We start from the raw sequence: 25962 nt of genomic DNA, 5'->3' as shown, positions 1-25962 counted from the left end.
CCTAGGCTAAATCATAATGTTGCTTTACTCCCTTATTCTCAAAAACTCCTTCTAAGATAATGTAATTCTGAGCAGAATCATTAAATCCTCCTTCCTTTAAAGTCACTCCAGAATTCGGAACAAATATTATATTATCAATTGATAAAGATCTATCAGACTCGGTAAGATACAGATCAAGATTGTCTTGTAGTTTTATATGGAAACAATAAGTAAACCCCTGTAATTCAGCTATGGGATTATCAATGTTTTCTGTTAAAGCTACTGTCATATAACCTCCAATAATTCTATTGACCCATCAGAAGAATAAAAATACTCAAAACTATCACTAGCAAATCGCACAGCTACATCAAAAATAAAATTACCTGTCAAAATTTGATCTTTATCTAATGGTTTTGGCAAGGTTACTACTCCAGTATTATAATCAACTTGCACCTCTGTATTGATATCATTAACATAGAATTCTCCACTAGCAAATACCGGTTTACTAATTATCCTAGCGTAGGGCAAAATTGGGTCTTCATATAGTTTAACCAGTTGGAATTGGGTTAATTCCCCATCACCTTTGCCAATAATTTGCCTTGATACTTGATAATCGACATTATCTCTAAAGCGGAAGGCAAAATTCCCTCCCCTTCTTGCTCTAAAGAAAGAACTAAACTGTTCAAATTCGAGACTACTCAGACGACAATTTTTAATCAAATATTTTTGTTTAGCATATTCTCTATCTAAATTTCTCACTTCCCTGCCCGATAATGTCATAGCACAAGAAGTAGCAAATTCTGGTCTGCCAACAGCAAAAGTTTCAATAAATTTTGGCATACGTATATCATGAAAATTCATAATTTCTCCTATAAACTTCAGTTTTGGATTAGAATTAAAAATTTTAATCCAAAACTGGCTAGAATATCAAAAAAATGCATTCTTGAAGCGGCTGGTACTAATGCATTTTAATCTATTAGCAAATGAAATATTTAACAATCAGGCGTCAAACCGCTTTAAGCCTGATTGTTTACATTCTCATTCCTCTTGCAAGTTAAGTAATTCTTCATCACTTATTAGTTCCATAATGCAAAGGTCAAGATCAGAAAATTTCCTATTGCTACCTTTACTGCGAGAGCCATATGCTTGAAATGTATATGGATATTTTTTTAAGATAGATTTCAATAATAAAAAATCTTCTTGTTCAAGATTAATCATTTAATTTCTCCAAATCATTTGAGTATACAAAGCTTATTTCTTTAGCTGTTCTATTTCTTCTATGGATAGTTCTGTATATTTAACTATTTTTTCTATCGGCTCATTATTAGCTAGCATTTCTTTTGCTATTGTTATTTTTTCTTCAGCTCTACCTTCATTAAAATTTTCTGCTAAAGCAAGTTCTTCTGCATCTTCCTGCAATTTAGTCCTAATATATAAGTCGTATTCTGCTGGGGTAAGCTTATACCGTTCAATCATATGGTAAGCATCTAATACCTTACTGCTCTTAATATCTTTAGGTGGTTCTGTCTCTTGTGTTGCACATTTGAATAGATGTAACCACTCATCAGCAACACTGGTTAATTGTGTTTTTTTAAATTTTCCAAGCTCTATAAATATATAAGAGAGGTCAAATAAATATTGTTTATTAGTAGTAGTCTCAACATTTTTATGAATACTTATATAAGGCACTTCTTTGTCAAATATTCTAGTTTTTACCAATGAAATCACTATTACTGGCAATAAATCCAAGTGAGTTAAACCTTCTATAAGTTGCCCAACATATGAATGGGCAGAATAATATTGTACTCTTTTTAAATAATTGGTTTCATTTCTTTTTTGCATTTCGATAATGTACCAGTTTCCTGATTCATCTTTAACTTTTAAATCAAATACACTTCTCCTACCCTTATGAATCCCCGCTAATTCTTCTACTGGAATAAATTCAATTTCCTTAATTCTGTACATTTCAGATAAATCAAGAACACTATTAAGAAATTCTTTTAAATTCTCCTTATCACGGAAGATTTTCTTAAACAGACTATCATTTGTTGGGTCTAAATATTTTTCCATATCAATTACTCCCTTTTCCTTCAATATTATCAACTCTATCATCTTCTGATCTTTGAGTATATGGAATAGTTTATTTTCATCAACTATTCCCCTTCAATAAAGCTTTATAATCTATCGTAAGCTTAGTAGTTATAAGGTCAGAACTACGCTGAAAATTTATATTACATGCTTTCATACTAGCAACCATATAATCTTGAAGAATACATACATTAGCTGTTAATTTATTAGTAATTTTTTCAGCAAGTAAAGTCAACAGACCTTGGTTTTTATCCCTAGCAAAAGCACTTATCTCAAATTCCACCTAGTAAATATTTTGATTTAATCTTGATATATTTTCAACTTTCAAAATATTTATTAGTAAGAACGGATATTTTGCATCTTGGACTACCGATATGTAAATTCGATCAACGCTAAGTCTAATATCTTGGTCATTAGATAATAATTTATATATTGTCATGTGAAAATCATGAATAAAATTAACAGACATATATCTCTAGCCCTACGATATTCAAAAATTTACTTTGTTCTGCCACGTTAATAATCCGCTTAATTTCAAATTGCCTATCTCTAAATGATATACGCATCTTGGTGGTAACGCCTTTGATAAATCTTATTTTAAACAGATAAAACCCTTCCGTCATAATATGACCAAAATTCACAGGTTCTATCGATATAAATCGATTATCACAAATAGGTTTTATTTCAGCATAAACAGATAATTTCTCTTGCCATTTTTCTTGCTCTATTTCACTTGTAGAAAAGTTTTCTAAAATTTTTACCTGATGCTGCAAACTACGTGCTACTGATTTTTTCATTTTTAACTATATTTTTAATTGTCTATATGCTAAATATAAATTTTTAACTTCCGTTGACAAAGAAGTAGCATTTTGCCTTTCTCTGTCATACATTTCTGCTATATGCATTAATATTCCATGTCTTATTGATGCTGGGATACTAATCCTATCATAACCAGCAAAATATTCAACCATTAGCTGACAATTTTCTAATTTTTTATTTAAACATAATAATGATCTAGCCATATCTAGGTGATATTACCTAGATTGTAACTCAATCGCTGGTCCATCACTATTTGTTAGAGTAATTTTTACTAGCTCCTTTATCGGTTGATATTTTAACTGAAAATTTTGCTGATTTTTAATATTGCAAATAAATTCTATCCTCCTTGTTATTATCGTAAGTTTAGTAAAATTCTCAGCGGCCATAATTGCCGCATTTATTAGACTATTAATTAAATCATCATCATAATTACCTTCTATCCTCATATAGTTTTTAACTTCTACTAAAGTCCAAATAGTCTGAGGAATTAATTCAATAACTTTAAATATATTTTCTTTATGCATATAATACCTAACAAAAAAGGATATAATCCCCGCGTAAGCGGGATCGTCATTGCGAGAAGCCGCTGCAAGCGGCGACGCGGCAATCTAGGATACGCGAAGCGTTACTCTAAAAAAACAGCTTCACTGTTTACTTGGATCGCCACGGCATCTAACGAGCCTTGCTATGACGGCTGTGTTTAATTTGTTTATACATGTTCAATCATTACGCTCTTAAGTTGATGCCTAGCGTCATTGCGAAGAGCCACTTTGTGGCGACTAAGCAATCTATATGACAAGCTTCATGGATTGCCACGCTCACATACGTTCGCTCGCTAATAGACGGTTTAAGCCTTACAGCAGCACTTCGCTAATAGACCTTTTATTTCTGGCTCAGCCAAACATCGCCAATTTAATAGCACTCTGATTTACTACATCGCCCCCTACTCTTTTGACTGCATAAAATTTTACAAATGGCTTATCGGTATAAGGGTCTCTCATGATATTAATACCACCACGATCTATAATTTTATATGCTGATTTAAAATCACCTATGACAATTGCAATATTATCTTTCTTTATCGAGGGCATTTCAGAACAACAAACCACAGGCACTCCAAAAATTGTTTGCTTTAAAGAGTCCGAGAGCGACTGCTGCCAAATAAAACGACCATTATTATCTTGCAGTTTTTGAATGAATGACAAGGTAGTACGGTTCATTAAAAAACTAGCATTTGCCAAATATTCTTCATCAAGCAAATTGATAAAATCCAGTAATTTTTCTGCGGTAACTTGCTCACCCATATCAAAATGTTCTATTTTATCATGATATCTAGATAAAATACCTTTCGGTCTCTTCTTACCATCTCCATTAATAAACGCATCATTTTCGGCTTTTACAAAACTATCTCTTAAACTCTCTATCAGCCAGTTCTCTATCCTAATAGCTGAATCATCTATCAAAGTTTGGCTGGCTTTTGGCTGAGCGTAAAGCTCATGTACAAAAATTCTCTGTTGCTTTAATTTAGGAGCAGTTGTTTCATCTCTTGCCTCTAGATCGCCAACCCAACCACTAGCAAAATTGCCATCTTCAATTACTATATCAAGGGCATTACTAGAAATTATTTCAATTGATGCTAATTGCCTCATAGGTGATCTAGCGTTAATCTCAGTGATTATACTATTATATAAAGCTGGTACTAATAATACCCCACCTTCCTGCTCCCCACTATTTAAAGATTTTTGGATTAATTCACTTTGGCTACCTTTACGAATATAACTATCAAAAGCTGTTTTATACTCAATATCTTGCATCCCCCCTATTTCTGGACGAGACAAAAAATTTTCTAGATTATATATTTTCTCCTGTAACTCATTGATTTTTATCTCATTATTGTTTTGTTTGGTCATTAATTCTGTATCCATGTTATTCTCCATTAAAATTGTATCATTTGAATATATTTGTTTTGTGATATGCGAAATCTTAGCATGATAATTGGCTGGAAAAGTTACTATACTAACCTCAATTAATTCAGCTTCAGTGATAACTCTTTGATTTAAGTTATTGTAATTTGATAGTTTTATATTAAAACCGATGGAAAGACTATCAACTGCCCCTTGACGGACAAGTTCTATAGCCTCTTTGCCTTTTTCAATTTTATTATTAATTACAGCTTCAACTTTTAAGCCGTAATCATCCTCTATCAAAGACTTAATTACACCTATTGGTTTTTGCCAATCATGTTGCCAAAGAAACTTGATATGTGAATGATTAGCTGAGGCAAAAGCTCCTTTAACAATTAGGTCATTATGCTGGTCAGAAATATTATAAACACTAGCATAACCTGAAATAACTACGCCATTGTCTGTACTAGATTTTATGATTAAATTTTGAATCACTTGATTCTGATGTAAGTTTTGAGTATACATATTACCTTATAATTGCAACGACTAATGGTAATATATATTATAAATCTCTAGCACTAAGTGTTTTATGAAAAAAATTTATAAAAAAATAAAATGAGATTAGTAAAAGAGACAAACTACTAATAATTGTTGGCGGTACGGGTATATTAATTCCATAGTACCTTACATTTTTTGTATAATCGTCATCGCGAGGCACCGTTAGGTGCCGTGGCGATCTCGTGAAGTGAGGAGTAATACTTCACAAGATTGCCACGTCGGCGATTTCATCGCCTCCTCGCAATGACGGTTGGAAGGCATATTAATAGTGGTCATACAAAAAATTTAGGGTACTATGACAAAAAGCAAACAGGGGATGACTTATAAATGTAACCAACTAAAACCCTCGTATCCTTACTGTTGCTTTGTTAGATTGTTTCTTTATAAAATTCAAAAATTGACTAACTGAATCAACTATGTCATCATTTTTGCAATGTGGAAAACTTAACAATTCATTAAGTAGTGTAGTATTAAAAGCCGATTGTTTTGGCAAAGCTACGGCTGAAGATTGGAATAAAGTTAACACTGAGGAAAATCTAGTGATTTTATCAAGTTTTGGTTTTATGGCAACTATGTTAACAACTCCATCTAATCTTAGATCTTGTATAACTTGCTGACCACTTGCTTTATCTTCAATTAATATATATCTAGGACAATATTTCTTGGCTAATTTCTCTACTTGACTCTTTAACTCTGGATAAGTAAGTTTTTGCCTGAACATTGATACAAGATAATATCTCTTATCTAAAATGCCCCAAGAGGTACAAACACTATAATCAGCATTTTCTGAAATTTTAATGGCAGTATCCCAGCTTTGCACGAAATAATCAAAGTTTTCCGGCAAGCTCTCATAAAAGCTAATATCCTCCATATTCAATAATATACAATTATTAGCTATTGGTTCTTGCAAATATTGAGCAGCATAATTATGTATACCAATTTCCTGTTCTAATTTTATAAGATATTCAGGGTTATCTCGAAACCCATGTAAAATATCGCCTTTAACATATTGATATTTATAATTATTAATAGAATATACTTGATTTCGTTTGGCCATAGCTGGAATTTTTAAGTGATGCCAAGAATTGGAATTAAGAAGCAAATGCCCACTTAAATCTTCTTCGTGTAATCTCTGCATAACTAATACTATTGCTCCTGTATTCTTATTGTTAAGTCTAGTGACAAAAGTTTGTTCAAACCATTCAACTACTCGCTTTCGCATTTTTGGTGAGTTGATTTGACTCGGGTTATGAGGATCATCTATAATAAGTATATCACCCCCCCTCGCCTGTTGCTGAACCTCCAACTGACGTAGCAAATCTAAAACCATTATCCTTTGTCATAAACTTACTTTTTTGATTATGTTTTTTACTTAAAACCGTCTTAGGAAAAACTTGGCTATACCAGTCGGAAGTAAGTACAAAACGACAATCTAAAGAGTGTTTTACACTTAACACTTGAGAATAGCTGGCAGACATGATCCTTTTTGTTGGATCATGTCCTAATATCCAAGCTGGCCATGCCACTCCAATACACACAGATTTTAGAGGCCTAGGCGGCATATTGATTATTAACCTTTTAATATCGCCCTTTTGTACTGCTTGTAAATATTCAGCAATAAGCTCAATATGCCAATTGGCTTGATATTCTATCCCAGGATTAATTGTATTAAACACTTTATTTATGAAACTATTAAAGTCTTGTCTCAATATTGCATGTAATAACTTCTTTGGATAAGTCATTGATATTTACTCAAAAACTCGGATATGATTGCTTCATCCTCTTCTTTCACTATAGTATTTTCATTTAAATCCTCATCTTTGCTGAGCTTATTTAGCTGAATAATTAAATTGACTAATTTATTCAGCGTTTCTGTAATATTTTTCTTAATTATTATCTCACCCTTGGATTTTTTTGATCCTAGCTCGTCTAGTTCATCTTCAAGGAGGGAAACAATTCTAGCAATAAAACTATATAACGTAGTAATTGTGTCTTTTGTCATAATCTATCCCCACCATCTATTGGTTTAAGACCGACAAGAGACCTTTTCTCGTTCAAAGTCATAAAACTAGCATTCGAGATTTTAGCCCATAAATTTTCGCGTTTTTCTGTTAATGCTGAAATACTATCACGATCAAAATCGATAATAATTCCCTCTTGATACCAGTGTGACAACCAGTTACTTAAGGCATCTGATAATTTATCAAGTAAAGGAATTAACGTCTCTTCCCAAAGAGCTAATCTAGCTTCTTGCATATTACTATAGGTATTATCGCCATTAATACCTAGCAATTGAGGGGGAATACCAAAAGCTAAAGCTATTTCCCTAGCTGCCGAATTTTTTGCTTCAATAAAATCCATATCTTTTGGATTAATGCTCATTTCTTGCCAATCAAGTCCCCCTTCCAAAAGAAGAGGCTTACCAGAATTATTACTACTGGTAAATTTCTCCGTAAGCTGCTCGTGTAGCCTATCAAACTGTTCGTCACTAAGATAACCATTACTCTCTTTGACTATCAACGCTCCGCTTGGACGGGCTCCATTCCTTAGTAAAGAGCTATTCCAGCTAGTAGCCTGTGAATGCAAATCAATTGGTAAAGAAGCAGCATCAAGGCAAGATAATCCATAACACGAATTAGTAGGATGATAATTTTTTAAATGTAACACCTTACTCATTCGATTAATTGCTGAGATAGGATAAATTTTCTCTCCACTACTACTCATATATCTATACGCTACTGGATAGTTCTTATCTAACACTAACTCAGTTGCATTGCTAGGCAGTAAGTAAATTTCCCGGGGTCGATTATTCATTAATGTAGCTAAAATATAGGCATTACCATATAACAGCTTACTTGCTATCACTTCACCGAAAAAATCTGCCCCTGCTTTCTCTGGATTAGATCTTTTCAATAAATTATAAACAGGATGATTTGCTATTCTTGCAAAAGATCCTCGATTATTTTTACTAACTATCCAAGGCACATGGCTTGCTGACTGTGCTATTAAATTCACACATCGATAAACTATAACATTTTTACGATATGCCTCTATACCAACTTTTACATCCCTAAATTCCGAATTCCCTAGAGCAGTAAAATCAATAAATGTATGTGATTTACAGGACTTAGCTTTAAAGATTTTTTTAAAATATTTTGTTATCATATTCACCTAAAATAAATAATAAATATCACTTATAACATATTTTGTATTTGCACTAAGTGTTTTGGTGCATAAATAACTTCCAAATCTTTAAATTTTACAATAGAATACTATTACCATGAAATGTCATCCTGAATTTATTTCAGAATCTGTTGAAAATGGTGTAATTAGGATCACAACTGTTGAAAGTTAAAAAATCGTCATCGCGAGGCGTCGACAGACGCCGTGGCGATCCAGATAAACAGCGAAGCTGTTTTTTTAGAGTAACGCTTCGCGTATCTTGGATTGCCGCGTCGCCGCTTTTTCACGGCTTCCTCGCAATGACGCCACAACTGTTGAATAGTATAAAGAATTCAAACTAATAGAGTTATATTAATGTCTGCTCAAATAATAGAGTTGTTAATTTTTGCTGGAGTCGCTTTTTTTATTATAAATAGGCTAATTGCTACTCTTGGCTCTACATCAGAGGATGATCCAGCTAAACGCAAATCTTCCTTTTTCGGGGAAACAGGAATCAAAGACGTTACTTATACAGCAAACACTGCTGCTAGTAATATTCTTAAGAATAATTTGCCTCATAGCATGGTGAAAACCCCTCCTATTAACCCTATGGAGCTTGATGGGTTAATAGTTGAAGAGAATTCCACTGCTATAATAGCTGGTCTTGAAGCTGTATCGGCTAAACTTCCATCATTTAAAGCAAGAAAATTTTTACATAGTGCAAAAGCAGCCTTGGAACTGATTATTGAAGCCTCTAATGATGATGATATTGAAGATTTACTTACATTGGTGGATAAAAGATATATACAAGAATTCCATATTTTCTCTGAAACCTATGGAGAATTTGTTAATGGCAGCGTACTAGATGCCAAAATTTCTGAAGCTTATACATTCGCTAATAATATTTTCATAAAAGTATTATTCACAGGTGAAAGAATAACTAGTAGTATAAAATATATGCAAGAAGAATGGACGTTTTCTAGAAGCCTTATCTCTAAAAATACAGATTGGTTCTTAACTAAGGTTGATCGCCTAGAAGAGGAGAAACAGTCAGTTTCCTAGCTTCTATTGATTCATCCCCAAATTTGAAGATACAATGAAATTTCAACAAGAGTCTATTATTTTAAACAATGAACAAGACTCTATATCGTTTGCACAAACTATTGCTAAAAATTTAGAATCGAGTGAAATTATAACTTTTTCCGGTGATTTAGGCTGCGGAAAAACATTTATATGTCGAGAGATTATAAAGTATTTTTGTGGGTCTGCTACTCATATCATCAGTCCTACTTTTAATTTGCTACAAATTTATACAACATCAAAATTCACGATTTATCATTTTGATCTTTATCGTTTAAACTACTTAGAAGAAATTTATGAACTAGGTATAGAAGAAGCCTTTCAGGGTAATCTTTGTCTAATTGAATGGCCAGAATTAATTGAAAAAATATTACCTAGACCTATAACCAAAATTCACTTACAAATACTCGAAGGTAACAAACGATCTTGTAGTATTTCTTATTTCTGACATCCCTTGACAAAGTGATGTAAAAGTGTTACATTGCACTTATGCTAAACATTAATAAAGCTATACATCATGGCAACAAAAAACCCAAGAATCAATGTAACTTTTGAAGAAACAACTGCTGGCTTACTTTCACATTTAGCCCATCAGGAGCATAAGTCTGTTGCGAGTTTAGTGCGTGAATTAGCTCTTGAAGCTTTAGAAATGCGAGAGGACTTCTATTTATCTAAAGTAGCGGAGAAACTTGATAAGGACGATGTTAAAACTTATAGCCATGATGATGCATGGAAGTAAAATATCAAGTATACTCTTCTGCTTTGAAGAATTGTTTTTTGAAAATATCAGGAACTCGCGTACTCATGTACTAAATGTACACTCCGTTCGCTCGCCCTTCATTTTCAAATCCAATTCTCCAAATCATTCGAGTATATGTTATTTAGAAGAAGTAATAAACAAACACATTCCTTCTCTCTCTACAAAAGCTAAGGCACTTATTAAAAAAGTTATTGAAGAGCGTTTGATGATCGACCCTATTGGTTTTGGAAAACCTTTACGTTACAGCCTGAAAGGTCATAGACGCCTCCGGGTTAGCGATTATCGTATTGTCTATAGAATTGAGCCGAAAATTAAAACAATTTTCATAGTCGCTATAAAACATAGAAAAGATATATATAAAGATGATTGCAGTTAGCGTAGTTTAAGTAATACAAAAAAGTTTTTTTATATTATACTCTGCCACTTTCAATAAAAATAATTAGAATGACCCTTGATAATATTATTGTATTGGTATACTTGCTATCAATACTTGTTGTTGGTACATACTACAGATCTAGACTTATAAGTTTTACAGATTATGCTACCGTTCAAGGCAAGACTAGCAATAGTAAACTATTGTTGGTTGCAACTATTTTTGCTTCATCTGTTGGTGGAGGTGCTACTTTTGGTATTGCTGAAAAAGCCTTTTCCGGTGATTTATCGTATAGCTATGGACTAATACTCACTCTACCAATCGATATACTCATAGCTATTTATCTTGTACCCCAAATAACTAAACATTATGGAGCAGAAAGTGTCGGCGATATAATGGTAAAATATTATAGTATATCAGGTCGTTTTATTGCTGGCACTGCGTCTGTTATGGTATCTATAGGCTTTGTTGCTGCCCAAATTAGTGTTAGTGGTTATATTTTTCAATATATTTTAAAGATTAATTATTTAGAAGGAGTAATATTAAGTTATGGAATTGTTATCATCTACACAACTATTGGAGGATTACAATCGATTATGTTTACTAATTTATTACAATTTTTTGCAATGATAATGGCTATTCCAGTTATTGCCATATGTGGTCTCAATAAAGTTGGCATCAGTGAATTTATCCAACAACTACCTAGTGAAAAAGTGTATTTTATCTATAATAATAATTTTGCCAGTGAGATATTTATTAATACGATAACTGTCATGCTAAGTTTTTGTGTAATGAACTTATATCCTAATTTTATTCAGAGGGCTCTAATTAATAATAATGCAAAAAAGACTAGTACCGCTATATATATAAAATCAGTTATATATGCTATATTCTTAATATTTATCACCTTAAATGGTCTGATTGCCTATAATCTTTATCCCAACTATTCTTCTAATCTTGCATTACCACACCTAATTGATCAAATAGTACCCTCAGGGTTACAAGGCTTTGTGATAGTTGGTTTACTTGCAGCAGTTATGTCTACCGCTGATTCTGATTTAAATGTTACCTCAATAGCCTTAGTGAAGGACTTATTAAATCCTATTTTTAAAATACAAAATCAAAAGAAATTATTGTTAATTGCTAGAATTACTAATGTCATAATCGGCAGTTTTGCAATAATTGTTGCCTTAAAATTTAATAATGTAATTGATTTAGTAATGTTTATTACTGGATTTTGGGGACCACTAATATTAGTCCCTTTAGTATTTGCTCTTTTCAACATTACTATAACACAAAGCATGATGGTTTTATGTGGATTAAGTGGGATCACATCTTTTCTCATTTGGTCATATTTTTTCACTCATAATTCTCGTCTAAAGGGGGTATTTGTTGGTACTATGTGCAGTTTGTTAGTCTTCTGCATAGGATTAATTACCAAAAAGCTGGGTAATTTGAAAGTTGAGCTATAAGCCTTGATAAATAAGGAGTACAGTCGTACGTACAGTTAATGTTATGTCGAACTCTAGTTGTTTGGTAAATTATGTTACAAAAATCTAAACTTATAGGTAGTGAATTAATAAAATCTCATCTTGAGAATGCTCCTAATCTTCCTGGGGTTTATAGAATGCTGAGTGCTGATCAGCAAGTTATCTATGTGGGGAAAGCTAAGAATCTAAAAAAACGTCTTACTAACTATATTAAAACTGAACTTGACAATAAAACAATACGCATGGTATCTCTAACACATCATTTAGAGTATAATGTTACTAATTCTGAAATTGAAGCTTTATTACTTGAAGCACAATTAATCAAAAAGTTTCAGCCAAAATTTAACATATTACTTAAAGATGACAAATCTTTTCCCTATGTCAAATTACGTTTGGATACTGATTACCCACAATTAATTAAATATAGAGGAAAAAATTTATCTAGTGGTGAATTCTTTGGTCCATTTGTTTCTTCAGAGCAAGTAGATACTACCCTAAAAGAATTACAAAAAATTTTTAAACTACGTTCTTGTAGTGATAATTATTTTAAGAACCGCAAGCGTCCTTGTTTACAATACCAAATTGCTAGATGCTCTGCCCCATGCGTTGGCAAAATTAGTAAAGAAGATTATAGTGAGCTGGTTAGCCAAGTAAGAGACTTCTTAACTGGCAAAACTAAGGAACTACAAAAAACTCTGTCTGACAAAATGGAACAATTAAGTCTACAATTACGTTTTGAAGCTGCTGCCGAAATACGAGACCGAATAAAGGCGCTGAGTTATATCCAACTAAAATCAACCTTATCTAGTAGTTCTATAAAAAATGCTGACGTTATAGCCATTGTTGAAAAGAATAATTGTTATTGTATTCAACTGTTTGTATACAGGTTTGGTCAATCTTATGGAAATATAGCATATTTTCCGTTTCAAACGGATGAAAGCAACAAAACTGAGATTCTAACACAATTTATCAATCAGTTTTATCAAACTAATCCAGTTCCAAATGAGATAATTATAAATCATCCAATCATTGATCTAGAATTAGTAACTAAAGCTATTAAACAACTTAGTGGTAATAATAAATTGTATATAATACATCCTATCCGTGGTAATAAAGTCAAATTATTAGAAAATGCTAAATTGAATGGTCAGCTAGCACTTGATCAGCATTTAAAACAATTTGCTAAAAATCAAATGATCTTCCAACAAATACAACAATTATTCAACCTACCACTACTACCAGATAGAATCGAAGTTTACGATAATAGTCACATTATGGGAACATTTGCTGTAGGTAGTATGATCGTTGCAACTAAATCCGGATTCGATAAAAAAGAATATAGGATATTTAATATACCTGTTGCCAAGGGAGATGCCAAAGGAGGTGATGATTACGAAATGCTAAGAACAGTCCTAACAAGAAGATTTACAAGATTAAAAAAAGAACATCCAAAAAGTATATACTCAAATGATTTGGAGAATGGGGACAATAAACAAGGGGTGAGCGAACTAGGCGTACATGAAGTACGTGAGTACGCGAATACCCCGCAAGTATTTGCAAAAACCAATTCTTCAAAGCATAAGAGTGTAGTTAGTTTAATGATTATTGATGGAGGTAAAGGACATCTATCAGTAGTACAAAAAATAATGGCAGAATTTGATCTTGAAATTCCATTTGTTTGTATGTCAAAAGGACCTGACAGGAATGCTGGATGCGAACAATTTCATATGCTTGGTAAAGAAGCTTTTACCATCAACAAAAACCTGCCAGTCATGAAATATTTACAGATTCTGCGTGATGAAGCACATAATTTTGCTATAAAAAATCATAGGCTACGTCGTTCTAAAGCTATTAAAGTCTCTAGTTTAGATGACATAAATTCAGTTGGTCTTATCCGAAAAAAAGCCTTGTTACATTATTTTGGCTCATATAAAGCAATATGCGATGCTACTATTGAGGAATTATCTAAGGTAAAAGGTATAAGCAAAACCCTTGCAAAGCATATTTTTACATCATTACATAACAAATATACTGCTCGTAAATGAAGAGTTGGTAGACGAAGGTCAACTTCAAGAAGAGCTAGGAGTGTCAAAGTCGAGCTGCTAGGCGTACATTAGTACGTGACTCATCTTCGAGACGAAAAAGTGCTTGAAACGTCTAAAGAATCAGGTCCTGACTTCCGCAGATTTTTTGATATTAGTTGTTATAAGTGGCATTAGTAAGGAGGTGAAGTGGTACTCTCGTTCTGTTGTGCCTAGTAGATATTTTATTATTGACTTTAACTGCGATGTTGTTTATTATTTAATTAATTAAATATAGCCCCATATTTTATAGCCCTAATATGTACATACGTCGTAAAAAAACTCCTAATAGTCCAAGGCAATCTATTCAAATAGTGGAAGGTTATCGTGATAGTAAAGGTAACGTCAAACAGCGTATAGTACGTCATTTAGGAGTCTTCGTAGATGAAGTAGAAGAAGCTAAATTAGTTGCCCTAGCACAATATTTGATTGCCAAGATTAAAGCTGAGAGAGAAGCTGCAACTGGGCAGGGGAATTTGTTTACTGATGATACTAACGAGGTTAAAAGAGGTCGTCCAACTAACAAGCTGCTAAAAGATATTCTACCTGTTAACGAAGTAAAACTAAATGAGGTTGTAGAAGTCAAGCGAGTTGTTGAAGGAGTGCATCAAATAGGGGGGCATGTTTATGATCAAATGCATTTTAACCAGTTACTAGCAAGGAAACGTGACGCTGGGATGCTGAAGGATTTAGTGTTAGCCCGTATGGTAAGACCAAATAGTAAAAAAGGGATAGTTGAGTATTTAAGCGATCAATTTGACAGGCATCATGATCTAGATGCTACTTATCGGATGATGGACAAATTACATGAGCAAATACCTAAAATTAAAGAATTATGCTTTAAAAACACCCTAACCCTGATTCCTAATAAAGAGATTAGCCTAGTATTTTTTGATGTTACTACACTATACTTTGAATCAGTAGAAATAGATGAGCTAAGAGCCTTTGGCTATAGTAAAGATCATCGCTTTAATACTACCCAACTAGTTCTTGCCCTAGCAACTAATGAGGATGGATTACCACTTGGCTATGAGCTGTTTAGTGGTAATACCGCAGAAGTTAGCACCTTAATTAAATCAATTAACAGCTGGCAAGCGTATCTTAAAGTTAAAGATGTCTGTTTTATTGCTGATCGTGCAATGTTTAGTAAAGCTAACTTGCAAGCTCTCGATGAAGGTGGTTATCGTTATATTGTGGCAGCAAAGCTTAAAACACTCAAGAAAGAAAAGAAAGAAGAAATATTATCAGAGGAAAACTATAAGCCTACTGTTATAGGCAATGATCTTACTTGGATTGCCGATCTAGAGCATGATGGTAAACGTCTAATTACCAGTTATAAATCTAAAAGGGCTATTAATGATGCACAGGAGCGACAAAAAATTTTAGATAAAATTAATAAGACTATTGGTGAGTTTGGTAGTACTAAAAAACTTATATCTAATAGTGGAGTAAAAAAATATACTTCTAGTGAAAATGGCAAGAGCTATATTGACGCAGAGAAGATAGAGCAGGATGCGTTGTGGGATGGCATACATGGGGTAATCACCAATGACCAGACTATAACTCCACATGAAGCAATAGCAAAATATGCTAGATTATGGGTAATTGAAGAGCAATTTAGAATCAATAAACATAATTTACAAATGCGTCCAATTTTTCACTGGACTAAACAAAGGATAGAAGCACACATAGCTGTGTGTTATATGAGTTTTGCAGTGCTTAAAACTATAGAATACAAGGTTGCTCTGACCCAAAAGATCAGTGTAACTAACATCGTTGAATTATTAATATCAGTACAGGATTCAATCTTAAGACATACAAAGACTGGTGATCTTTATAGACTACCAAGTGCAATAAAAAACGAAGCTAGAAAAATCTATAAAACCTTTAACATCAAACGTTCAGACCATGCTGCAATATATTTAAAATAACAAAATAATGTTGTGCCTAAATTTTAAAAATCCCAGCACTATGACCCTTCTAAGCTTATGCCTTATTAAAAAATGCGGAAGTCGGGAAGAGCTAGGAGTGTCAAAGTCGAGCTGCTAGGCGTACATTAGTACGTGACTCATCTTCGAGACGAAAAAGTGCTTGAAACGTCTAAAGAATCAGGTTCGCAGTGGTTTTGGCATGAAGTTTGTAGTCATGTAAACATCACTTTTCTACTTGACATACTAAAAATTAGTCAACATAATGCTTCTTATGTGTATTACCATTGTTTTGTTTCAAATAAAAACTCTTGTCATTAAAGTACACTTTTATCAGTATTTCTTTATTATAAAATTCCACAGGTGAAAAAATGTAGTCAGTAACGAGAATTTAATTCTACACTCCACTCGTCGCATAATACTCACGTTCTATAGCATAATTTCTGCTCATATTTATCTCGAAGATGAGACGTGAGCAGCGGAGATCTTTGGTCGCGGGAACGCCAATTCTTGAAGTTCACCGAGTATAACCTAAATTTGATCATAACTCTTCTAAGTAGTTTTTATAAAATTCATTAACAAAAATCATCTTTGGATCATATTTATTCTTTATTGTTTTAAATTGATGAAATTTTGGGTAAGATTGCATAAACTGCAACCTTGTTTGATAAGGTCTATAAGGAAGATAATAACTGCCGTTTAACTGTAAAGCTTTATTAGTTATCTTAATTGCCACTCTGCCTATATCTTGATCAAATTTCTCAGTTTTAGGACCACGTAATAACATCACAAAGCATAACATATCTTCTTTTGCATAATTTAGCAAAGTTTCAGAATCTCCCTCAATATGTCTCAAGGTAAGATTCATAAGATAAGGGCTAATATCCTTTTGAAGAGTCTGCAAGAAACTGACAAATTCATTAAAACGGTTTATAGGAATAAAATATTCTTGTAACAGATCTATTTTTTTCGGATCTTTAGTAGTATAGACTTTTGTAGACTGGTATAATAATTGATTACGTGATGCTGTTTTAAAAACTTTGTTAACCGCTTTACTTGTCTCAATATACCAACGAATCTTCTTAAAAAATTGGTTATTATAAGTGGAGGCAAATAATAAGCTAACAAATTCATCTGTTCCGTTTAAAACGGAAAGAGAAGAATTAGCAATTGGTAAATCATAATCTTCATATATCTTTACAATAAGCCTCTTTAAAAAGTATCTTTTGCTAATAGAAAACCTACCGAAGAACATATTGGCTTTTGAATTATCTTTAACCTCTCTCTGAAAATAGCTAGGAAATTCACCTATATTAAAAACCTCTTGTTTCAACCAATATAATCTATTTGGAACTATTTTAAGATCAACATCTATGATAACTCCAAACATTCCATAACCACCTATTGCAGCTTTAAACAAATCATAATTCTCGCTTCGATTACAGTAAATTACCTTCCCTTCAGAAGTTAAAATATGAAAACCATGAATGGTAGAAACCATTGGCGGTTTATTAGCTTGCCAACCATGAACATTAGTTGAGACTGTACCCCCTATGCTAAAATCATAATCTGATTGCATAACAGCAATAGATAAACCTAGAGGATTTAGGAATTCAATCACTTGTTTCCATGTTGCTCCAGCTTGTATCCTCACTAAGTTCTTTCCTAAAAGTTCTATATTATTAAGATTAGATAAGTCTAGAACTATACCACCCCGGCTTAGCTGTGTCCTCCTTGGCTATGCTGCGTTCCTTTCACAGTAAGATGAATCTTTTTATCCTGTGCTTTGTTAATTATTTTTTTTATATACTCAATACTATCCTCTCTGGGAATAACTTCGTACCCAAAGATTTCAGTATCATGTAAGCTACCTGTATCACGAGTAACAGGTAAAGCTTGTACTTTAACTACAAAAAAACATGTTAAAATTAAGATGATTGGTAAGATGATTCGAATAATCATTATTGTCTCATAGCATATTTTTCATAGTACCCTACATTTTTTGTATAACCGTCATCGCGAGGCACCGTTAGGTGCCGTGGCGATCTCGTGAAGTGAGGAGTAATACTTTATAAGATTGCCACGTCGGCGATTCCATCGCCTCCTCGCAATGACGGTTGAAAGCCATATTAATAGTGGTTATACAAAAAATGTAGGGTACTATGTAGGTGAGGCTGGAGAATAATTCTCATCATGCTTAGTTAATAACTCACGAGCTATGAATATATTACCTGATAATTTACCTACAGCTACTATCCCTTGATTCTCACGAAATAAAGCGGGTAAAACCCCTTGGTAAGATATTTCTAGGTCTTTAATGTCATCTGTAATGACAAAATGCACTTTATCAGCAGTAATTTTTCTGATTGAACCTACTTTAACTAAGCCCCCTACTCTCAATTCTTTGCCAAGTTTTGACTCGTTAATTTTTGACGTAGGGTAAAAAAATACTATACTATCTTCAAGATTGTATAATACCATATATATTCCCCCAGCACTGCATAAAAGGTAAAATAATATAAACTTTAATCTATTTTTTACCTTTTTTTGCATTACTTAGATCTAACTTTAATTTTATAATAATATTAGCCTGACATTTCTTAGTCTGACATCTCTCTTGCATTATATCCTTTTAATTTTATGATTATTATAATCTCAATTTGGTATAAGATATTTAACTCACCTCCTTACGCATAACCCCCACAATTGTTGAAAGTTTACAAATACCTATACCATAGCGTCTATTAGCGAGCGTAAGCGAAGCAATCTAGGAAACAATCTATAGATAATATTACTGGATTGCTTAGTCGGCTTTACAGCCTCCGTAGCTCATGACGTATAAAGAAGCTGTATTTACTAACTTTTAACAGTTGTGGGATGACATTGTTTTGACGCTAGTACTACAACTATAGTAGTATAAAAGATAAATTTTATAAATTGATATCAATTTGTAACTTAATTTTGTTTTTATAATCTTTCTCAAAACATTTTGCCATAAAATATGCTAATATTGCAAATAACATAAGATATATGATTGGCAATAATTGAAAATTTAGGTATCTCATTAATATTAAACAAACAGAACTAGCACTGCCAGACATCAACATTGACCCAATATTATGACCAAGACTTACTGCACGATAACGATCATTGACAGCAAAAGCTTTTGTCATGATACCATGAGAAAGAGCATTGAAAGGAGCAACAAAACATGCTAGCATTAAACAAGAACCCAAAGCTAAATTAACCATCTGATAGTTAACGGATATAATAAATAATAGACTAGATACAATAGTACCAAATAAGCTAAACTTAAATACTAACATTTGACTAAGCCGATCTGCTAACAAGCCAGCAATAGGCATAGGAATGGCAAAACATATGGTTATTAAAACTGAAAATGTACTAATAATGAAACTAGTTTGCGGTAGAACCATAGGCAAATATTGTTTCATAAACATAACGGATATTTGGTAAGTTGCACCAAATCCACCAGCAAGAAAGACTGCCATCAAAATAACTCGCCACTGCTTCTTAATTAAACTAGCCAAGCTTTGCGTCTTCGCTTTACTGTCTTGATTCTTTTTAAATTCCGGTGTTTCATCAAATGTTCGGCGAAAATATAAAACGATTAAAGCTAAAGGTAAACTAAAGAAAAAAGGAATACGCCAACTCCAATCTGGAAAAATATGGGCATTAAAAAAATTGGTCGCCCCATTCCCTAGTAATAAACCTACAACCCCAGTACAACGAGTTATTGCTGAAGCTGTATATCGGTATTTCTCCCCTAAATGTTCGATAACATAAATAGCCGCTCCATCATATTCTCCACCTATAAAAAAACCTTGCATAAAGCGACACAAAGCCAAAATTATTGCACCCCACACACCAATAGATGAGTATTCTGGTAGGAAGCCTATAACCATCGTAGGTATTCCAATACCTATGATGGTTATACTTAATGCAGTTTTACGCCCATACAAGTCTCCGATACGACCAAAAATCACTGATCCCATAGGTTTTGATAAATATGCTATCGCATAAATAGCAAAAACATTTATTAGATTAGTTAGATAATCAGTGTTTGGAAAGAATTTTGCTGCCATAATACCAGCAGAAAAACCATACAAACCATAATCATAATATTCAACTATTGTACCTAGAAATGCTCCGATAATTTTATTTCTTGTTTTTTTTTTCACTATATACTGCTCATAATTATAGTACTCTGATTAAGAACCATAGTACCCTACATTTTTCTATAATCGTCATAGCAAGGCTCTTTAGATGCCGTGGCGATCCAAGTAAACAGCTAAGCTGTTTTTTTAGAGTAACGCTTCGTGTATCCTAGATTGCCGCGTCGCCGCTTTTTCGCGACTCCTCGCAATGACGCTCGGAAGGACTCCTAACAGTAGTGACATAAAAATCTAGGGTACTCTGTTTAAGAACCTTCAGTTAACAATTTATTTCTGACTGAAGGTGCTAAGTTAATATTAAGCTCTTTTAAAGCTTTTTCATCAATATAATCAGGAGCATTCATCAATAAATCTTCCGCTTGCTGATTTAGTGGGAAAGCTATTACCTCTCTAACATTAGTTGAATCAGTTAATAACATAACCATCCTATCTATTCCAGGGGCTATCCCCCCATGTGGAGGGGCACCAAATTTAAAAGCCCTGATCATACCACCAAACTTTTTATCAACAACTTCCGGGAAGTATCCAGCAATCTCAAAAGCTTTATACATTATTTCCGGTTTATGATTTCTAATTGCACCACTAGATAACTCGATACCATTACAAACAATATCATATTGATAAGCTTTAATGGCTAGTAGATCATCTACTGTTTTGGCTGATTCTAAACCTGCCATACCACCTTGTGGCATAGAAAATGGGTTATGGCTAAAATCTATTTTTTTGGTTTGTTCATTTAATTCATAAAATGGGAAATCTGTTATCCAACAAAACTCAAAACAATCTTTTTTAAGTATATCTAATTCTTCCCCTAATTTAGTTCGTAGCTTGCCGGCAAGTTTAGATGCTTTATCAACTTTATCACTAGAGAAGAAGACAGCATCACCATTTTGTAGATTCGCTAAAGACTTTAAATTCAATAATTGCTCATCTGTTAGAAATTTAACAATAGGTCCTTTAGCTTGCCCATCTTCTAGGAACTGGATGTAACCAAGCCCACTTGCCCCCTCGTAAGTCGCAAACTCTGCCATTTTGTCAAAGAAGCTTCTAGGTAAAGCAGAAGCTTTAGGAGCTGGCACAGCTCTAACAACAGAGCCATTTTTTATATTTTCTTTAAAAATAGCAAAGTTAGAATCTCTAAATAATTCTGTAACATCTGCAATGATCAGTGGATTCCTAAGATCCGGCTTATCAGAACCATATTTTAACATTGCTTGTTCATATGGAATTTGTATAAAAGGTGTATTTGATACTTCTTTATCAGAAAATTTGCTGAATATCTCATACATTACCGGCTCAATGGTATTAAATACCTCTTCCTGCGTAACAAAAGACATCTCCACATCCAACTGATAAAACTCACCTGGTGACCTATCAGCCCTAGCATCTTCATCTCTAAAACAAGGGGCTATTTGAAAATAACGATCAAATCCTGACACCATAAGCAATTGTTTAAATTGCTGCGGGGCTTGTGGTAGTGCATAAAATTTACTAGGATGCAATCTACTTGGCACCAAAAAGTCCCTAGCTCCTTCTGGTGAACTAGCCGTTAGAATCGGTGTTTGAAACTCCGTAAACCCTTTTTGCGTCATCAGATGACGTATATGAGCTATAACTTGCGATCTTAACATAATGTTATTATGTAATTTCTCGCGTCTAAGATCTAAGAACCGATATTTCAGTCTAGTGTCTTCAGGGGCAGGTTGATCAGAATTGATTAACAATGGTAAACTTTCAGCATTAGACTCAACTATAAACTCACTTACCAATATTTCAATTTTACCAGTCATTAACGAGTCGTTTATTGTTTCATCACTCCTTGCTACCACTCTACCTACAACAGTTATAACTGATTCATACCTTAACCGACTAGCATCATCCATTAAACTTGGATTTTGATCAGTAAACACCAACTGGCTTATACCAAAATGATCTCTAAGATCAATAAAGACTAAATTACCGTGATCCCTTCTTCTATGTACCCAGCCGGATAATTTTACCCTTTGCCCAGCATCCTTTAATCGCAATTCATTACAATTATGCGTCCTATATTTATGCATTCTATATCTCTTAAAATGAAAAGATTATATAAAAATATCTCTATTAAGCAAGCAATTATCTTTTACCTAAAGGACAGCATATCATAAAAATTAACTACACTAATACCATTTATGAAATAATTTTATAAAGATTAAAAAGAAACTTTGTGTTTTGTACCTAAATAATTAAGTTGTTTAGTTGAAGAAGTTCTAACACAAACATTATCTGGTATTTCTCCAAGAAACCTAGAAGGAGAGGATCTTATTATTTCATAAAACATAAAACGACTTTCTGCATAAGTAATATATAGGTCTTTCTTAGCTCTAGTAATACCCACATAGGCGATTCTCCTCTCTTCTTCTAGACCTTTTTCACCCTCTTTTAGTGATCGCTGATGTGGAAACACCCCCTCTTCCCAACCTGGTAGAAAAACTAGATCAAATTCAAGACCTTTAGCAGCATGGAGCGTCATAATGCTAACAGAACCACCAAAATTTGATTCTAATTCCTCATTTTCCATTACCAAACTAGAATGTTCTATAAAATCTTGAATATTATCAAATTCTGCGATTGCTCTAAGCATTTCGTTAATATTTTCAATTCTGCCAGTTGCTTCATCTGTTTTTTCTTCTTGTAGCATCTCAAGATAACCTGATTCTTCTAGTAAAGATTTAGTGACATTAACAGCCGGGTCATTTTTATATCGAAAACTCCAATTATCGATATTACTAATAAATTTGTTTAGACTATCTTTGACTTTATTTTTAAAAGTTTCTGCTTGTAACATCTGACGAATGGCAGCAATAATAGGTATATTATGTTCAACCGCATAATCTTTTATTTGTTTTAATGTGGTATTACCAATAGCTCTCCTTGGAACATTTATTATGCGTTCAAGAGCAAGATTGTCACTATGATTTAAAGTGATACGTATATAGGCAAGTAAGTCACGTATCTCCATTCGTTCATAAAACTTAAGACCACCAATAATTTTGTATGGTAATGCATTACTAATAAACACTTCTTCAAATGCTCTAGTTTGGAAACCTGCTCTAACTAATATCGCAACTAATCCTGCATTATACTTTCCCTCTGTAACTAACTTGCTAATTTCAGATACAACGAATCTTGCTTCTTCTTTATCATTCCAACAAGATATAATTTTAATTTTTTCTCCATCATTTTTATCAGTCCATAATGTTTTACCGTGACGATTCTTATTATGGTCAATTACACTTGATGCAGCTAATAAGATTTTTGAGCTAGATCTATAATTTTGTTCTAATTTTATTATTGTAGCATTTGGAAAATCCTTTTCAAAACGTAATATATTACCAACTTCTGCACCCCGCCAACTATATATAGATTGATCATCATCACCAACACAGCAGATATTTTTTGAGCTACTTGCCAACATCCTTGCCCAAAGATACTGAACAGCGTTAGTATCTTGATACTCATCAATCAGAATATATTTATATTGTTCCTGATAATACTTTAATATTATAGGGTTTTTTATAAACAATTCATTATTGTAAAGTAGTAAATCCCCAAAATCTACTACATTAGATGCTAGTAAATTTTGCTGATATTCGTCATAGACAAATTGAGCCACTTTATGAATTGGTAGCTTAATATCAGATTCAGAAAGTTTATACGGCAATAACCCCTGATCTTTCCAACACGAAATAATAATATGTAAAAGTTTGGGAACATATTTTTTGGTATCTATATTTTTCTGCTTAACTATATCTTTAACCAATTTAAGCTGATCATCAGGGCTAATAATAGTAAACCTACTATTCAAGCTAAAATTCAAATGTTCTGCTTGCTGACGCAAAATTCTTGCTGCTATAGAATGAAATGTACCTATATTTAGCCCATAACAATCAATCATTTTGTTGATTCGATCTTGCATTTCTCTAGCAGCTTTATTAGTAAAAGTAACTGCTAGAATATTTTGAGGTAGAGTTAACCCTTGCTGGATTATGTTGGCTATTCTAGTCGTTAACACTTTAGTTTTACCAGTCCCTGCTCCAGCAAGCACAAGAATAGGACCATGTACATGGGACACTGCTAGCAGTTGTTGAGGATTTAATGAGTTTAGGAAACTTTGTTGTGTCATGATCTAGTACTACAATTGTAGATTAGTGGAGTTATAATCAGATAGTTTGATATTTTATTTATAATGATACCGGAAACATCAAAAACTTATCATGCCAATTCTCAATTTTTTAAAATTTCCATAAGCTAAACTTGAGGTTCATTAGCTACAAGAGTTAATTTTTGGATTTCCTCTATACTCAAACCAGTAGACTCAGCAATGACGTCAATTGATAATCCAGCTTGAAGTAAGTTTTTAGCTATAACAATTTTTTCTCTAGCTGCACCTCTAGCTGCACCTCTAGCTTCAGCAACTTGCAATTCATCTCTATCGTTATAAAGTTTTTTTTGGTAATAGGAGTAGTTTGCCCTCTCTTCTTTGGTCATTTTGAGAATGTTAAGCTTATCCGCTACTTGGCTCATATAAGGCGAATGATAGTTTGGTGGTACTTTATCATATTTCATGACATGTAGCCAGTCATCAATCTCTTTCTCTAAACGATCATTAAACAAAGGCACTGATATATAAAAATACTCTGGTAGGATGTCAGTAGCATCAAAAACCTCAAAAGTCTCCATATTCTTAATATGCACATTTAATCTTTCATTAGTTTCTATCTCATGAATAATAGTTTTACCATGGTAAATAACTCCATTACCATTTCCTATAGGAAAATAGAGTAGGGATATATGAAATATCTTTATTATTTGGGTATAATCTTCTCTTTGAGCAAGGTTATCAACGATGAGTCTTGAGGTGTTAAAGCAGGCCTTATGAATGAAAGAATCCTTAACATTACGCTCGATTTCAATAATGTATTTATGATGATCTTCGTCTTCTACAATTACATCAGCTAGACTTCTTTTGCTTTTACTATCTTCTTTGTTACTCTCGACCTCAAGTAAGGCTACTATTTTAACGTCCTTATAACCCTTGGTCTTAAGAAGAGCTGAGATAAAACCTTCTACTATAGCATAATCGCCTTTATCTTTCAGAAGGTACTTAATAGCATAGTCAAAGGAAATTAACGGTTTATCGTTACTCATAATAATTATTTATGTTATTAGTAGTGATTAGCTAATATAGCATAAAATCAATAGTACTACTAGCTTCATTATTAAATTAACCAACAGGGTAATTTAAAAGTCCCAACTAATGATAGAAAAGTTTGTTTTTTAAAATGCATAAATGTCATTGCGAGAAGCCGCTGCAAGCGGCGACGCGGCAATCTAAGATACGCGAAGCGTTACTCTAAAAAACAGCTTCGCTGTTTATCTGGATTGCCACGGCATCTAACGAGCCTTGCTATGATGGCTGTGTTTAATTTGTTTATACATGCTCAATCATTACGCTCTTAAGTTGACGCCTATGCACCACTTTGTGGCTCGCTACTCATCTTC

The 25962-nt window shown here is 33.2% G+C and carries 28 protein-coding genes; 8 read left to right on the top strand and 20 right to left on the bottom strand.

What is annotated here, in order from left to right; translation table 11 throughout:
- Position 1 precedes the first annotated feature (1 nt).
- The 13 genes from AAHN03_RS06025 to AAHN03_RS05965 all read right to left on the bottom strand — a co-directional run bounded on the left by AAHN03_RS06025 (position 2) and on the right by AAHN03_RS05965 (position 8513).
- The gene (locus AAHN03_RS06025) at positions 2-268 is read right to left on the bottom strand and encodes a hypothetical protein (RefSeq protein WP_342278469.1); all 267 of its coding nucleotides are present in this window, start codon (positions 266-268) and stop codon (positions 2-4) included.
- Positions 265-840 (bottom strand): TIGR02217 family protein, encoded by a 576-nt coding sequence (locus AAHN03_RS06020; RefSeq protein WP_342278468.1) that lies wholly within the window; start codon positions 838-840, stop codon positions 265-267. The genes AAHN03_RS06025 and AAHN03_RS06020 overlap by 4 nt, the downstream gene beginning before the upstream one ends.
- A 177-nt stretch (positions 841-1017) precedes the next feature.
- A complete protein-coding gene (locus tag AAHN03_RS06015) occupies positions 1018-1197 on the bottom strand; it encodes a nucleotidyltransferase domain-containing protein (protein WP_342278467.1) in 180 nt (59 codons plus the stop codon).
- A 33-nt stretch (positions 1198-1230) separates the two neighbouring features.
- Positions 1231-2049, bottom strand: coding sequence for an Rpn family recombination-promoting nuclease/putative transposase (locus AAHN03_RS06010; RefSeq protein ID WP_342278466.1), 819 nt, complete (start codon positions 2047-2049; stop codon positions 1231-1233).
- A gap of 79 nt (positions 2050-2128) precedes the next feature.
- The gene (locus AAHN03_RS06005; RefSeq protein WP_342278465.1) at positions 2129-2350 is read right to left on the bottom strand and encodes a hypothetical protein; all 222 of its coding nucleotides are present in this window, start codon (positions 2348-2350) and stop codon (positions 2129-2131) included.
- Between the two features lie 175 nt (positions 2351-2525).
- Positions 2526-2864 (bottom strand): phage head closure protein, encoded by a 339-nt coding sequence (locus tag AAHN03_RS06000; RefSeq protein WP_342278464.1) that lies wholly within the window; start codon positions 2862-2864, stop codon positions 2526-2528.
- A 6-nt stretch (positions 2865-2870) separates the two neighbouring features.
- On the bottom strand, positions 2871-3089 hold the full coding sequence (locus AAHN03_RS05995; RefSeq protein ID WP_342278463.1) for a hypothetical protein: 219 nt from the start codon (positions 3087-3089) through the stop codon (positions 2871-2873).
- Between the two features lie 12 nt (positions 3090-3101).
- The gene (locus AAHN03_RS05990) at positions 3102-3410 is read right to left on the bottom strand and encodes a head-tail connector protein (protein ID WP_342278462.1); all 309 of its coding nucleotides are present in this window, start codon (positions 3408-3410) and stop codon (positions 3102-3104) included.
- Between the two features lie 369 nt (positions 3411-3779).
- Entirely contained in the window at positions 3780-5315 is a 1536-nt protein-coding gene (locus tag AAHN03_RS05985; protein ID WP_342278461.1) for a phage major capsid protein, read from the bottom strand.
- 370 nt (positions 5316-5685) lie between these two features.
- Entirely contained in the window at positions 5686-6666 is a 981-nt protein-coding gene (gene terL / locus AAHN03_RS05980) for a phage terminase large subunit (protein WP_342278460.1), read from the bottom strand.
- Positions 6623-7090 carry a hypothetical protein gene (locus AAHN03_RS05975; protein WP_342278459.1) on the bottom strand — a complete coding sequence of 156 codons (468 nt, stop codon included), beginning with the start codon at positions 7088-7090 and terminating at the stop codon, positions 6623-6625. Before AAHN03_RS05975 ends, terL begins: the two co-directional genes overlap by 44 nt.
- On the bottom strand, positions 7087-7350 hold the full coding sequence (locus AAHN03_RS05970; RefSeq protein WP_342278458.1) for a hypothetical protein: 264 nt from the start codon (positions 7348-7350) through the stop codon (positions 7087-7089). Before AAHN03_RS05970 ends, AAHN03_RS05975 begins: the two co-directional genes overlap by 4 nt.
- Positions 7347-8513, bottom strand: a complete 1167-nt coding sequence (locus AAHN03_RS05965) for a phage portal protein (RefSeq protein WP_342278457.1) — start codon at positions 8511-8513, stop codon at positions 7347-7349. Before AAHN03_RS05965 ends, AAHN03_RS05970 begins: the two co-directional genes overlap by 4 nt.
- Before the next feature lie 372 nt (positions 8514-8885).
- Here AAHN03_RS05965 and AAHN03_RS05960 point away from each other — a divergent pair, with 372 nt between their 5' ends.
- The 8 genes from AAHN03_RS05960 (at position 8886) to AAHN03_RS05925 (ending at position 16543) form a co-directional block, all read left to right on the top strand.
- Positions 8886-9572: a hypothetical protein gene (locus tag AAHN03_RS05960; RefSeq protein ID WP_342278456.1), complete on the top strand. Its 687-nt coding sequence runs from the start codon at positions 8886-8888 to the stop codon at positions 9570-9572.
- Between the two features lie 34 nt (positions 9573-9606).
- Complete coding sequence (gene tsaE / locus AAHN03_RS05955; protein ID WP_342278455.1) at positions 9607-10038, top strand: tRNA (adenosine(37)-N6)-threonylcarbamoyltransferase complex ATPase subunit type 1 TsaE; 432 nt, start codon at positions 9607-9609, stop codon at positions 10036-10038.
- A gap of 69 nt (positions 10039-10107) precedes the next feature.
- Entirely contained in the window at positions 10108-10329 is a 222-nt protein-coding gene (locus AAHN03_RS05950; RefSeq protein ID WP_342278454.1) for a DUF6290 family protein, read from the top strand.
- Positions 10292-10726: a type II toxin-antitoxin system RelE family toxin gene (locus AAHN03_RS05945; RefSeq protein ID WP_341762286.1), complete on the top strand. Its 435-nt coding sequence runs from the start codon at positions 10292-10294 to the stop codon at positions 10724-10726. Before AAHN03_RS05950 ends, AAHN03_RS05945 begins: the two co-directional genes overlap by 38 nt.
- A 59-nt stretch (positions 10727-10785) precedes the next feature.
- Positions 10786-12195 carry a sodium:solute symporter gene (locus AAHN03_RS05940; RefSeq protein WP_342279202.1) on the top strand — a complete coding sequence of 470 codons (1410 nt, stop codon included), beginning with the start codon at positions 10786-10788 and terminating at the stop codon, positions 12193-12195.
- A gap of 71 nt (positions 12196-12266) precedes the next feature.
- On the top strand, positions 12267-14258 hold the full coding sequence (uvrC, locus tag AAHN03_RS05935; protein ID WP_342278453.1) for an excinuclease ABC subunit UvrC: 1992 nt from the start codon (positions 12267-12269) through the stop codon (positions 14256-14258).
- 296 nt (positions 14259-14554) lie between these two features.
- On the top strand, positions 14555-16225 hold the full coding sequence (locus tag AAHN03_RS05930) for an IS1634 family transposase (protein WP_342278361.1): 1671 nt from the start codon (positions 14555-14557) through the stop codon (positions 16223-16225).
- Positions 16226-16381: 156 nt separating this feature from the next.
- On the top strand, positions 16382-16543 hold the full coding sequence (locus AAHN03_RS05925) for a hypothetical protein (protein WP_341761540.1): 162 nt from the start codon (positions 16382-16384) through the stop codon (positions 16541-16543).
- 220 nt (positions 16544-16763) lie between these two features.
- Here AAHN03_RS05925 and AAHN03_RS05920 read toward each other — a convergent pair whose 3' ends face one another.
- From AAHN03_RS05920 to AAHN03_RS05890, 7 genes are all read right to left on the bottom strand, one after another.
- Entirely contained in the window at positions 16764-17900 is a 1137-nt protein-coding gene (locus AAHN03_RS05920; RefSeq protein ID WP_342279201.1) for an FAD-binding oxidoreductase, read from the bottom strand.
- A 41-nt stretch (positions 17901-17941) separates the two neighbouring features.
- Positions 17942-18184, bottom strand: coding sequence for a hypothetical protein (locus tag AAHN03_RS05915; RefSeq protein ID WP_342278452.1), 243 nt, complete (start codon positions 18182-18184; stop codon positions 17942-17944).
- Between the two features lie 198 nt (positions 18185-18382).
- Positions 18383-18775 carry a cytochrome c maturation protein CcmE gene (gene ccmE / locus AAHN03_RS05910; protein WP_342278451.1) on the bottom strand — a complete coding sequence of 131 codons (393 nt, stop codon included), beginning with the start codon at positions 18773-18775 and terminating at the stop codon, positions 18383-18385.
- 377 nt (positions 18776-19152) lie between these two features.
- Complete coding sequence (locus AAHN03_RS05905; protein ID WP_342279200.1) at positions 19153-20427, bottom strand: MFS transporter; 1275 nt, start codon at positions 20425-20427, stop codon at positions 19153-19155.
- A gap of 236 nt (positions 20428-20663) precedes the next feature.
- Positions 20664-22478: an aspartate--tRNA ligase gene (aspS, locus tag AAHN03_RS05900; protein ID WP_342278450.1), complete on the bottom strand. Its 1815-nt coding sequence runs from the start codon at positions 22476-22478 to the stop codon at positions 20664-20666.
- A 131-nt stretch (positions 22479-22609) separates the two neighbouring features.
- On the bottom strand, positions 22610-24583 hold the full coding sequence (locus AAHN03_RS05895; protein WP_342278449.1) for a UvrD-helicase domain-containing protein: 1974 nt from the start codon (positions 24581-24583) through the stop codon (positions 22610-22612).
- 125 nt (positions 24584-24708) lie between these two features.
- Complete coding sequence (locus tag AAHN03_RS05890; RefSeq protein WP_342278448.1) at positions 24709-25608, bottom strand: Rpn family recombination-promoting nuclease/putative transposase; 900 nt, start codon at positions 25606-25608, stop codon at positions 24709-24711.
- Between the last annotated feature and the right edge of the window lie 354 nt (positions 25609-25962).

The sequence above is a fragment of the Candidatus Tisiphia endosymbiont of Myopa tessellatipennis genome (assembly GCF_964031105.1).
Classification (GTDB): Bacteria; Pseudomonadota; Alphaproteobacteria; order Rickettsiales; family Rickettsiaceae; genus Tisiphia.
The sequence above is the reverse complement of the archived record's forward strand: the minus strand, read 5'-3'. Positions and strand labels throughout refer to the sequence as shown.